Raw genomic sequence first — 12,024 nt, 5'->3', positions numbered from 1 at the left:
TGAAGATCGCCCTATCGGCGCCCGCTTTCCAGCCGGCGTTTTTCCGCATCCGATAAAACGGCCCCGCGCATGGCATTCGCGCGCGCGCGCAGCCCCGCCAGACGGCTGTTAAGATTGCCTTCGGTCTGCACAGGATCGGTGGTGGTAGCGGCGGCGCGGGCCAAAAGCGGTTCGATCGGGACAAGTGCCGGATAGTCGGCGGCCTCAAGCGTGGCGCTTTGGGTGCGATCCAGTTCGGGAAACTGGGTGCAGCCGGTCAACAGGGCAGCGGTCAGGCAAAGAGGCAGGGCGCGTTTCATTCCCTGTTCTTGCACCAGTGTCGTTGACCGCGCAAGCGGGCTTTGCTTTTGAACGGATGTTCATTAATTTAGCCGCATGGCACGTACCACAGGATCACACGCCGGAATCACCGGCCCCAAAATTCGCCAGGCGGCGCTGCGTCTGTTTGCGCAACGCGGCTATGCGGCGGTGTCGATGCGCAGCATTGCGGCAGAGGTCGGCGTGCAGGCCGGTGCGCTTTATAATTATACGCCGGACAAGCAATCCTTGCTGGTCGACCTGATGCGTACCCATCTGGAAGGGCTGCTGGAAGCCGCCGTGCCCGTCGATGGTGGGCCACTTGCGCGATTGCAGCAGTTTGTCGCGTTTCACATCCGGTTTCACGCGGACCGGCCCGACGAGGTGTTCATCGCCTATATGGAGCTGCGCAACCTTGAGCCGGATAACTTTGCCGAGATCGAAGCCCTGCGCCGCCGCTATGAGGACCGTCTGGAACAGATTTTGCGCGACGGTGCAGAGGCCGGGGTGTTCGAGGTGGCGGACAGCAAGATCGTCACGCTGGCGATCATCGCCATGCTGACAGGTGTGAATACATGGTTCCGGCAGGGCGGGCGATTGTCACTGGAAGAAGTGGTGGCGCAATATTGGGACATGGTGCGTAAGGCGGTCGGGGCGTAACCGTCTGGCCTTGTCCTCCCCGGGGTGTGCGACTGACTCGGTTGCGGGTTTGGCCGTAGGGACAGCGGTATCAACAAACAAACAGCGGTATCGACAAACAGTTTGTAAAGCTGGGTGGCTGCGCGCCCAGTCTCTTCGCGCATGCAGCGGATTGGCGGGGATGCCATGGCGACCCGATAGAAAGCCCCGAAGATATGGCAAAGGGTGCGCATCGGGTCGCAGGCGAGCGCGACATGTCGTTCTTTGGACACGTTGATGGGGCGACCAGAATTTGGAGAACGATATGAAAGTTGGGTTTATCGGCCTGGGCAATGTAGGTGGCAAGCTGGCGGGGTCCTTGTTGCGCAATGGCGTCGATCTGGCGGTGTACGATTTGAACGCCGGATCAGTCGCGGATTTTGTGGCGCGGGGGGCGCGAGACGGCGGATCAGCCGCTGCGTTGATGCAAGACTGCGATGCGGTGATCACCTGTCTGCCTAGTCCTGCAGCCTGTGCGGCTGTGGTGGCGGAAATGTTGCCGCATGTGGGGGCTGGCAAAATCTGGATGGAGATGTCGACCACCGATGCCCAGCAAATCAAGGATCATGCGGCGGCGGTGATTGCGGCTGGTGGAGAGGCGGTAGATTGTCCGGTTTCGGGCGGGTGTCACCGCGCGGACACCGGCAATATTTCGATCTATGCGGGCTGCACGCGCGACACATTCGAGCGGGTGTTGCCCGTGCTGACCCATATGGGGCGACGTATTTTGCATGTGGGTGATGTGGGCGTTTCGAGCACGTTAAAAGTAATGACCAACTATCTGGCAACGATCAATCTTTTGTCCCTCTGCGAGGCGATGACGGTCATGAAGGCGGCCGGCATGGATTTGGGGGTAACCTATGAGGCGATTGCGGCATCGTCGGGCAATAGTTTTGTGCACGAAACTGAAAGCCAGTTGATCCTGTCGGGCGCACGGGACGTCAACTTTACGCTGGATCTGGTGCAGAAAGATGTGGGGCTTTTCCAGAAGTTAGCGGATGATCATGATGTGCCGCTTGAACTGTCGCCTTTGATGATTTCGATGCTGACGGACGGGCAGGCGCGCTATGGCGAAAAGGCACAATCGGACCGTATGATCGAGCGGTTGGAAAACGCTACGGGATTGAGCATTACGGCACCGGGATTTCCGAGCGAGCTGGTGGATGATGAACCCGAAGAGCGCGGGTACGAAGTGCCGGTGCGCGGACGCGCGTGATCCAAAGGACACGCTGATGCGCGACGACATGTTTGGCGTGCGGCGCGGGCGTTCTCGCAGAACGTGAGGTCGCGGGTGTTGGAAGGTTTGGCGGGTTTGCTGAGAGGTGCTTGAGGGATCAGTTTGATCCTCAAGTCACCTGTTCGAGGCTGGGTGCGATTCTGCGCGGCGTAAAGGACAAGCCAATCAAAGATTGGTGCCTGCGGCATCCTTGACCCCGCGCAGAATCACGATTTGTCAGGCGCTGGCGTCGACTTGAACATTGGTTTTTGGGGTATCGGCGTCCAGCAGCCCTGTACGAAACAGCATACCTGCGGCGGCACCACCTATCATCGGTGCGAGCATGAAGAGCCAGAGTTGCGCCAGCGCGGTGCCCCCTGAAAACAGGGCAGGACCGAAGGAGCGCGCGGGATTGACCGAAACGCCAGTGATATTGATGCCAACAATGTGGATCACAATGAGGGTCAGGCCAATACCAAGCCCGGCAATCGCGGAGGCCGCCCCCTTTCCGGTGGCGCCAAGGATAACCACCACAAACAGGAAGGTCGCGATGATTTCGAAGAGCAGCGCGGACATCATGTTGAATTCACCAAGGTACCCGGTACCCCAGCCATTGGCGCCATAGCCGCCTTCATAGCCGCCCAGCTTGCCTTGCATGATCAGTAAGATCGCCAATGCGCCAAGCGTTGCCCCGATGATCTGTGCCCCCCAGTAGCGGAGCATTTCGTCTTGTGGCATGCGGCCTGCGAGCATGGCACCCAGCGAAACAGCCGGGTTGATATGACACCCCGAAACCGCGCCTATTCCATACGCCATGCCGATCAGCGCGAGACCGAAGGCCATCGAGATGCCGACGAGGCCGGGGCCAAGGTCGGGGTTTGTTGTGGCCATCACAGCAGAGCCGCAGCCTAGAAATACGAGTGTGAAAGTGCCGATGAGTTCGGCTAATAGTTTGTTCATCAGTCTGTCCCTTTTGCTTTTTATGGGGACCGTTGTGCCGCGGGCGCAGCGGCAAGACATGGGGAAAATGTTGTCTCAAGTCACCGGCGGGGGCGATGCTCAGCAGTTGGGGACGTTGACGGCGAGGCCACCAAGTGAGGTTTCTTTGTATTTCTCGGACATGTCCGCGCCGGTCTGGCGCATGGTTTCGATACAGGCGTCGAGCGGGACAAGGTGTGTGCCATCCCCGCGCAGGGCGAGTGAGGCGGCGGACACGGCTTTGATGGTGCCAAGGCCGTTGCGTTCGATGCAGGGGACCTGCACCAGACCCTTGACCGGATCACAAGTCATGCCGAGGTGGTGTTCGAGTGCGATTTCAGCAGCGTTTTCAACCTGTTCCGGTGTGCCGCCCATCACGGCACAGAGCCCAGCGGCGGACATGGCCGCGGCAGAGCCGACTTCGGCCTGACAGCCCGCTTCGGCCCCTGAAATCGAGGCGTTGAATTTGACCAGTCCGCCGATGGCGGCGGCGGTCAGCAGGAAATCTTCGATATGGGTTTCGGAGGCCCCCGGCACATGGTCGAGGTAATAGCGGATGGTGGCGGGCAAGACCCCTGCGGCCCCGTTGGTCGGGGCGGTCACGACCTGTCCGCCGGCGGCGTTCTCTTCGTTCACTGCCATGGCGTAGGCGCTCATCCAGTCGTTGATGGTGTGTGGGGCAGGCTGGTTCAGCCCGCGCTCCGCCAACAAAGCGTCATGGATACCTTTCGCGCGGCGTTTCACGGCAAGACCGCCGGGAAGGGTGCCTTCGGTGCTCAGCCCCCGATCGATGCAGTCATTCATCACCTGCCACAAGCGTTTGGTACCGGTGCGCAGATGGATTTCGCCGTTGCGCGACACTTCGTTGGCACGTTTCATTTGGGCGATGGTTTTACCGGAGGTCTTGGACATCTCCAGCATTTCAGTGGCGGATTTGAAGGGGAAAGGGATCGGCGCGCCCTCGTCGGTGTCTTTGCCTGCGGCCAATTCGGCCTCCGTCATGACAAAGCCGCCCCCGATGGAATAATATGTTTCGCGCAGGGTCACGTCCCCTTGGCCGTCTGTGGCCATCAGCATCATACCGTTGGCATGGCCATCCAGTTTCGTGTCGTAGTCAAAAATCAGGTCGGTTTTGGGGTCGAAGGTAAGGGGGGGCAGGCCGTCGACGGTGATCTGGTGTTCGGTGGTGATGGCCTGCAGCGTGGCGTCGGCTTTATCCGCATCATAGCTTTCGGGCGTGAACCCCGCGAGGCCAAGAATCGTCGCGCGGTCGGTGGCATGACCCACACCGGTAAACGCCAGCGATCCGTGCAGGGAGGCGCGCAAACCTGCAAACTTGAACGGCGAGGCGCGCATCGCATCAAGGAAGCGTGCGGCGGCAACCATCGGGCCCATGGTGTGCGATGACGAAGGGCCGATGCCTACTTTGAACATGTCGAAGACGGAAAGGAACATCAGGTGGCGCTGCCTATCGGAGGGGTTGGAAGATGTGGATCGGTGAAAGGATGTGTGCCCAAGCCTTCGGTGATGTGCAAGCATTGCGTCAGCGGCAGGGTCTCAAGGCGCGCGCACAGACGGTGCAGGGCAGGATAGCTGGCAAGAGAAAACCACGTCTTGTCATGATCGGCAGGATAGAGCGCAGACCATCGCAACAACGCGGCGATATAGGGTTCCAGAACCGTAGGGCTGGTGCCGGCGAACAAGGCGGGATCGGCGGCCGCGGCCTGATCCAACGTGGTGAAACTTTGGTGCAGGGTTTGGCACAGGCCCCGGCGCAGGGCGGCCGTCTGCGCTGGCGCAATAAACTTCTCTGGGTAAAACATCATCCGCAACGCAGGGTGGATCGTGTTGGAGATAAAAAACAGCCACTTCAGAAAATCGGCGCGCGCCGGATCATCCGGCGCAGGACCAAGGCCGCCGTGGGTGTCTGCCAGCCACAACAGAATTGCGCCGGTTTCAAAGATCGGCCCATGCGGGGTTTCCAATACGGGGATCAATCCATTGGGATTAAGCGCACGGTAAGGGGCAGAGGTTTGCTCCCCTGTGCTGCGATCGACCAGCTGCACGGTATAGGGCAGGCCGCGCAGCTCGAGGGTTGCGCGGATGATCAGCGACGCGTTGTCAGGGGCGTAATGCAGAATATAGCTCATGTGGTGTTGGTAGGCGTTTCAATCCGAGGTGCCCCGATGAAAGCGACCTCTTGCAGTGCGTTTCGGAACGATACCGTTCATTCGCGCAATTAGCGCGCGCAGCAATTTGGCGGGCAGGCAAAAAAGCGGTATCGCACCCTCGCGCCCACAGGGGAATCTACCTATAAGGGCTGAAACACGATCTGCACTTCACCTGTATCGGAGCTGCCCATGGCCGGAGAACTGTCCCCCATCGACAAGGCGAAGTTTGTCGCCGCCAAACGTGCGGCGCAATTTGTCGAGGATGGCATGCGCGTGGGATTGGGCACCGGATCAACGGCGGCGTGGCTGGTGCGCTGTCTCGGCGAGATGGTGCGCGATGACGGGTTGCGGATCAAGGGGGTGCCGACATCCTCGCGTACAGCTGAACTGGCGCGCGGTGTCGGGATCGAAGTGATATCGCTGGACGAGGCCAAATGGCTGGACATGACCATTGACGGGGCGGATGAATTCGACGGCAGTTTAAACCTGATCAAGGGCGGCGGCGGTGCCCTGTTGCAGGAAAAAATCGTCGCAACTGCCAGTGACCAGATGGTGGTGATTGCCGATATCGGTAAAGAGGTTGAAAGCCTTGGTGCTTTCCCCTTGCCGGTCGAGGTGATCCCCTTTGGCTGGCAAACCACACAAGCGCTGATCGAAGAAACGCTGATCTCGATGGATGTTCTGGGGCGCACATCGACGCTGCGGATGAACGGCGACGTGCCCTATATCACGGATGAAGGGAACCACATTCTGGACCTGCATCTGAACCGCATTGGCAACGCGCGCCAACTGGCACTGGTGATCAACCAGATGCCGGGCGTGGTCGAAAACGGCTTGTTCATCGATATTTGTGACGCAGTTGTGATCGGCTATGGGGATGGCCGTGTGGAGGTGCGCGACATAAATGACGGAACAGTCGCCACCGAGCGGCTGGATTTTGTCGAGTCGGACAATCTTTTCTCCGACCTCTCTGATTAAGTTAAGGACCTATAGAATGGCTGACAGCTTTGATTTCGACCTCTTTGTAATCGGCGGGGGCTCTGGCGGGGTGCGTGCTGCACGTGTTGCAGCCGGTGAATATGGTGCAAAGGTGGGCCTTGCCGAAGGTGACCGTTATGGCGGGACCTGCGTTATTCGCGGCTGTGTGCCAAAGAAACTGATGGTTTTTGCGTCCGAGTATTCGAGCGTACCCGAAGAGGCCGCGGCCTACGGGTGGGACGATATGCATGCCGGGACGTTCAACTGGCACGGGTTCCGCGAACGGTTGAACGGGGAGCTGGACCGGCTTGAAGGGATCTACCGCAACCTGCTGTCGGGTGCGGATGTCGCAACATTCGACCAGCGCGCAAAGGTCAAGGATGCGCATACGGTGGAACTGGCGGACGGCACGACGAAATCGGCCAAGCATATTCTGGTCGCGACCGGTGGCTATCCTGTGCGGCCCGATATCCCCAATGCCGATCTGGGCATTGTGTCTGATGATATCTTCCAGCTGGAAAAACTGCCCAAGTCGATCCTGATCATTGGCGGTGGCTATATCGCTTGTGAATTCGCTTGCATCTTGAATGGCTTGGGCGTCGAGGTAACGCAGTATTACCGTGGCGCACAAATCCTGCGCGGCTTTGATGACGAGGCACGCGGTCTGGTTGCGGAAAGCATGAAAGAAAGCGGCGTTGATCTGCATGTCGGCAGCGACATCGTCGAGATGTGCCTTGCCAAAGACAAACACGATGGCCCGCAGCCGACGGCATCTGATGCGTCTATGGGCATGTCGGATAAAGAAGCCGAAGCGATGCGCACCGAGAAAGACGGTGCCGTGGCAGGGCAGCAGGGACCGATCTGGGTCAAGGCCAGCACCGGTACCGAAAAGGTTTTCGATATGGTTCTGTTTGCAACAGGCCGGATGCCATCAACCAATGACATGGGTCTGGAGGACGTGGGCGTCAAACTTGGCCGCAAGGGCGAAATCGAGGTTGATGAGTACAGCCAGACTGGCGTGCCGTCGATCTACGCCATCGGTGACGTCACCGACCGTGTAAACCTGACACCTGTAGCGATCCGAGAAGGCATGGCCTTTGTGCAGACGGTGTTCGGTTCTGATCCGACACCTGTCGATCACGACTTGATCCCCAGTGCGATCTTTACCCAACCAGAGATGGGTACAGTGGGACTGAGCGAAGAGCAGGCGCAGGATCAGGAAGAAATCGAGGTATACTGCACGTCGTTCAAACCGATGCAGACCTCGTTCGCGGGCAAGTCGAACCGTGTTATGATGAAGCTGATCGTGAGCAAGGAAAGCCGCGTCGTGCTGGGCTGTCACATCGTCGCACCCAACGCGGGTGAGTTGATCCAGATGGTCGGGATTGCGGTCAAGGCAAAGCTTACAAAAGAGCAGTTTGACGCCACCTGTGCGGTTCACCCGACCATGTCCGAGGAGCTGGTGACGATGCGTGCGCCATTGCGCACCGCCTGACGGGGTGCGATTGAACCGCGCAGCGAAAGCGCTGTGCTTGAAATTGGCGGTTTAACAACCACATCAAGACGTAATACGACGGTCGCAAAGGTGCGGCAGAATGAGGGGAAAGCGAATACATGGCTGGTAACAACGGCGGCCCTTGGGGCGGCGGCGGAAATTCAGGCGGCGGTGGACGGGGCGATGAACCCGAAAACCGTGGCATTAAAAACGGCGGCGGTGGCGGCGGGCGTGGCCCGGGCGATAACAAACCGCAGATCCCCGAGATCGACGAGCTGGTCAAAAAGGGTCAGGAACAATTGCGTGTCCTGATGGGCGGCGGCGGTGGTCGCGAGCGCTCCAATGGCACCGGCGGCGGTGGCAATGGCTCGGGTCCGGTTTTGACACGCGGCACAGTTGGTTTGGGCATTGTGGCGGCTGTTGTCGCCTGGAGCTTTGCCAGTTTTTATACCGTACGTCCCGAACAGCAGTCGATCGAGTTGTTTCTGGGTAAGTTTTCCGCAGTCGGCACCGAGGGTCTGAATTTTGCGCCTTGGCCGGTTGTGACGGCAGAAGTGTTTGACGTGACCACCAACCGCACCGAAGAACTGGGTGTGCGGCGCGGCGGCGGCGGCAATGACGGTTTGATGCTGACCACGGACGAGAACATCGTGGATATCGATTTCCAAGTGGTCTGGAACATCAAGAACCCGAAGGATTTCAAATTCTCACTGCGTGATCCGGAATCTTCGGTCCGTGCAATTTCTGAATCTGCGATGCGCGAAGTGATTGCGCAATCCGAACTGGCCCCGATCCTGAGCCGCGATCGTGGTGCGGTTGCCGACCAGGTCAAAGTGTTGATCCAGTCGACATTGGACAACCGCCAAACCGGCATCAACGTGCTGCGCGTCAACCTGAACAAGGTCGATCCGCCCAGCCAGAATGTCATCATCACCAACGCCGATGGCACAACCACCCAAGGGTCGGTTGTGGATGCCTTCCGCGACGTTCAGGCTGCTGAACAGGAACGCGACCGCGTCGAGCGGCAGGCGGATGCTTATGCCAACCGTAAAACGGCCGAAGCCCGCGGTGAATCAGCACAGCTTCTGGAAGCTGCCGAAGGGTATCGCGCGCGCGTCGTGAACGATGCTGTGGGTGAGGCCAGCCGTTTTGAGGCGGTTCTGACCGAATATGCGGCGGCACCGGATGTGACACGCAAACGTCTTTACATCGAAACAATGGAAAAGGTGCTGGGGGATGTCGACAAGATCATCCTTGAGAACAACACCGGCGGTTCCGGCGGGCAGGGCGTTGTGCCGTATCTGCCCTTGAACGAACTGCGCCGCAGCGGAGGATCAAACTAATGGGTCGTTTGGGTTTATTGCTGCCGGTTGTGGTGGTTGCAATTGTCGCGGTACTTTCCTCGATTTTTGTTGTGGACGAACGCGAAAAAGCATTGGTGCTGCGCTTTGGCCAGATCAAGCAGGTGGTGACGGAGCCGGGCATCGGTTTCAAAGTGCCGTTGCTGGACGAGGTGGTGCGGTTCGAGGACCGTATCTTGTCCTTGGAAACCGAGCTGATCGAAGTCACGCCAGCGGATGACCGGCGTCTTGAGATCGACGCTTTCGTCCTTTACCGGATTGATGACATCGAACAATATCGCAAGGCGATTGGTGCGGGCGGCGAACGTCAGGCGATCAACGACCTGAGCGGTATCATGGAATCGCAAATCCGTGCCGTGCTTGGTGCGCAAGGGGTGACGTCGAACACCATTCTGTCGCCAGAACGTTCGTCGCTGATGGAGCAGATCCGCGAGCGTGCAGACGCGCGTGCCGATGCGCTGGGCCTTGCGGTTGTGGATGTGCGCCTGCGTCAGACCAACCTGCCGGAACAGAACTTTGCCGCGACATTGCAGCGGATGATCGCCGAACGGGACCGTGAAGCCACGGACGAACGGGCACGCGGTCGCGAAGCGGCGCAGCGGGTCACTGCTTTGGCGGATCGTACCTATGAAGAGATCCTGTCGGAAGCCCGCCGTGACGCGCGCATCATCGAAGGTGAAGCGGATGCGGAGCGCAACAAGATCTTTGCCCAAGCTTACGGCAAGGATCAGGAGTTCTTTGAATTCTACCGCTCGCTGACTGCCTATGAGGAGGCGCTGAAAGGCAACAACTCGACCATGGTGTTGTCGCCGGACAGCGAGTTCTTCAACTACCTGCGTTCCGATCAGGGCAGCCGGTCGGTTGAGGGAGAGCGCAATTGAGCTTAATCCTTCTGGCCCTCGGGTTGGTAATGATTTTCGAGGGGCTGGTGTACGCACTGGCCCCTTCGCTTTTGGAGCGCATGTTGGAAGCGCTGCGCCAGATTCCCGAAGCGGCCGTGCGCCAGATTGGATTTCTGGTGATTGTTGGTGGCTTGATTTTTGTTTGGGTCGCGTTTCAAATCGGGGTGTGATCCAAAGGTGCAGGCACGCCTGCATGCTATTTATTTAGGGGCTCTGCCCCGTCATCAAAGATGACCCCCCGCAGCATTTAAGGCCAAAAAGAGGGGCGTGTTGCAGCGTCGCGCGAGATTGGGGCTGCGAGGGCTGTTGAATTCCCTGTGATAAGCCACATCTTTCATATTGCGGCAGGGGCAAGGGCGTTGCAGTCTGTTTGCAATAGATTTCCGGGCGCGCGCGCTCCAATAGATTACAGCAGGAGAACACGGATGCAATCACAGGCCAATTCGCGGCAGCGTAGCGATGCGCAGGTCAAGGTGCAGGCAAAGCGGATGCAAGAAGGGTTCGCATTCAAGGCGATGATGCTGACGGTGCTGGCTTTTGTATTGGTTCTGGCGCAGGCTTTGGTCGCGTTTGCCAAGCCGGAGAGCTTGGCACCTTTGGCAGAAAAGATCAGCCCGTCGGTGGTGAACATCACGACCTCGACTGTGGTTGAGGGGCGCACCGGCCCGCGCGGCATCGTGCCGGAAGGTTCTCCGTTTGAAGATTTCTTTCGCGAGTTTCAGGATCGTAACAATGGCGGCGACGGCGAGGGGCCAAAGCCGCGCCGGTCGTCTGCGTTGGGGTCAGGTTTTGTGATCTCCGAAGACGGTTATGTTGTGACCAACAATCATGTGATTGAAGGCGCGGACGAGATCACCATCGAGTTTTTCTCGGGGCGTGAGTTGAAGGCCAAGGTGATCGGCACGGATCCCAACACGGACATCGCGCTGCTGAAGGTCGAAGCAAGTGAACCGCTGCCCTTTGTCAGTTTCGGCGATAGCGATGCGGCGCGCGTGGGTGATTGGGTGATTGCCATGGGCAACCCGTTGGGACAGGGATTTTCGGTCTCTGCGGGCATCGTATCGGCGCGCAACCGCGCGCTGTCGGGCACCTATGACGACTACATCCAGACCGATGCTGCGATCAACCGGGGCAATTCGGGCGGGCCGTTGTTCAATATGGATGGTGGCGTGATTGGCGTGAACACGGCGATCCTGTCGCCGAACGGTGGCTCGATCGGTATCGGTTTTTCGATGGCGTCCAACGTGGTGACACGGGTGGTTGATCAGTTGAAAGAATTCGGCGAGACGCGGCGCGGCTGGTTGGGTGTGCGCATTCAGGATGTGACCGAAGATGTGGCGGATGCGATGGGGTTGGCCAAGGCGACCGGCGCCCTGATCACCGACGTGCCTGACGGCCCCGCTAAAGAAGCGGGATTGATGACCGGTGATGTGATCCTGTCCTTTGATGGTGTCGAGGTCGCTGATACGCGGGGGTTGGTCCGTCAGGTCGGTAACAGCGCAGTCGGGGCCGCCGTGCGGGTGACCGTGATGCGCGAGGGCAAGAGCCAGACGATCAAGGTTGTGTTGGGCCGGCGCGAGGATGCCAACGGCGAAACACCCGGTGCAGGTACCCCGGAAGCCGAGGCAGAGCCGGAGACCAAGGATCTGTTGGGGTTGACCCTGTCACCGTTGAACGATGCCATCCGCAAGGAGTTGGGCATCGAGGGCGACATGGCCGGTCTGGCCGTGACAGGCATTGATGAAACCTCGGAGGCCTTCGAAAAGGGACTGCGCACGGGGGACGTTATTACCGAAGCCGGCCAGCAGAAGGTTGCGGATATCGCGGATCTGGAAAAGCGGGTTGCAGCGGCAAAAGACGCGGGGCGCAAGTCCTTGTTGTTGCTGGTGCGGCGTGCGGGTGATCCACGGTTTGTGGCGCTGACCTTGGGCGACTGATCCCGAAGAAA

12 protein-coding genes are annotated in these 12,024 nt (G+C 59.1%); 8 read left to right on the top strand and 4 right to left on the bottom strand.

Annotated features, from left to right (window positions below):
• Positions 1-11: 11 nt before the first annotated feature.
• Positions 12-299, bottom strand: a complete 288-nt coding sequence (locus Z947_RS0115660; protein ID WP_025045234.1) for a putative periplasmic lipoprotein — start codon at positions 297-299, stop codon at positions 12-14.
• Positions 300-375: 76 nt separating this feature from the next.
• Here Z947_RS0115660 and Z947_RS0115655 point away from each other — a divergent pair, with 76 nt between their 5' ends.
• Complete coding sequence (locus Z947_RS0115655; RefSeq protein ID WP_025045233.1) at positions 376-957, top strand: TetR/AcrR family transcriptional regulator; 582 nt, start codon at positions 376-378, stop codon at positions 955-957.
• Positions 958-1,240: 283 nt separating this feature from the next.
• Positions 1,241-2,191, top strand: coding sequence for an NAD(P)-dependent oxidoreductase (locus Z947_RS0115650; protein WP_025045232.1), 951 nt, complete (start codon positions 1,241-1,243; stop codon positions 2,189-2,191).
• A gap of 237 nt (positions 2,192-2,428) precedes the next feature.
• Here the strand turns inward: Z947_RS0115650 and Z947_RS0115645 are convergent, their stop codons facing one another.
• From Z947_RS0115645 to Z947_RS0115635, 3 genes are all read right to left on the bottom strand, one after another.
• Entirely contained in the window at positions 2,429-3,154 is a 726-nt protein-coding gene (locus Z947_RS0115645) for an aquaporin (RefSeq protein ID WP_338057844.1), read from the bottom strand.
• 96 nt (positions 3,155-3,250) lie between these two features.
• The gene (locus Z947_RS0115640) at positions 3,251-4,624 is read right to left on the bottom strand and encodes an L-serine ammonia-lyase (RefSeq protein WP_025045230.1); all 1,374 of its coding nucleotides are present in this window, start codon (positions 4,622-4,624) and stop codon (positions 3,251-3,253) included.
• Positions 4,624-5,319 carry a glutathione S-transferase family protein gene (locus Z947_RS0115635; protein WP_025045229.1) on the bottom strand — a complete coding sequence of 232 codons (696 nt, stop codon included), beginning with the start codon at positions 5,317-5,319 and terminating at the stop codon, positions 4,624-4,626. Before Z947_RS0115635 ends, Z947_RS0115640 begins: the two co-directional genes overlap by 1 nt.
• Before the next feature lie 210 nt (positions 5,320-5,529).
• Between Z947_RS0115635 and rpiA the strand changes: the two genes are divergently transcribed.
• The 6 genes from rpiA to Z947_RS0115605 all read left to right on the top strand — a co-directional run bounded on the left by rpiA (position 5,530) and on the right by Z947_RS0115605 (position 12,013).
• The gene (rpiA, locus tag Z947_RS0115630; protein WP_025045228.1) at positions 5,530-6,318 is read left to right on the top strand and encodes a ribose-5-phosphate isomerase RpiA; all 789 of its coding nucleotides are present in this window, start codon (positions 5,530-5,532) and stop codon (positions 6,316-6,318) included.
• Positions 6,319-6,334: 16 nt separating this feature from the next.
• On the top strand, positions 6,335-7,813 hold the full coding sequence (locus tag Z947_RS0115625) for an FAD-dependent oxidoreductase (protein WP_025045227.1): 1,479 nt from the start codon (positions 6,335-6,337) through the stop codon (positions 7,811-7,813).
• Positions 7,814-7,932: 119 nt separating this feature from the next.
• Complete coding sequence (hflK, locus tag Z947_RS0115620) at positions 7,933-9,156, top strand: FtsH protease activity modulator HflK (RefSeq protein ID WP_025045226.1); 1,224 nt, start codon at positions 7,933-7,935, stop codon at positions 9,154-9,156.
• Positions 9,156-10,055, top strand: coding sequence for a protease modulator HflC (gene hflC / locus Z947_RS0115615; protein ID WP_025045225.1), 900 nt, complete (start codon positions 9,156-9,158; stop codon positions 10,053-10,055). The genes hflK and hflC overlap by 1 nt, the downstream gene beginning before the upstream one ends.
• The gene (locus Z947_RS0115610; protein WP_025045224.1) at positions 10,052-10,246 is read left to right on the top strand and encodes a DUF2065 domain-containing protein; all 195 of its coding nucleotides are present in this window, start codon (positions 10,052-10,054) and stop codon (positions 10,244-10,246) included. Before hflC ends, Z947_RS0115610 begins: the two co-directional genes overlap by 4 nt.
• Before the next feature lie 255 nt (positions 10,247-10,501).
• On the top strand, positions 10,502-12,013 hold the full coding sequence (locus Z947_RS0115605; RefSeq protein WP_025045223.1) for a DegQ family serine endoprotease: 1,512 nt from the start codon (positions 10,502-10,504) through the stop codon (positions 12,011-12,013).
• The last annotated feature ends 11 nt before the right edge of the window (positions 12,014-12,024 follow it).

This window comes from Sulfitobacter geojensis (assembly GCF_000622325.1).
In the GTDB taxonomy this organism is placed as follows: Bacteria; Pseudomonadota; Alphaproteobacteria; order Rhodobacterales; family Rhodobacteraceae; genus Sulfitobacter; species Sulfitobacter geojensis.
Note: the sequence above shows the minus strand (reverse complement) of the source record. Positions and strands in the feature narration are given on the sequence as shown.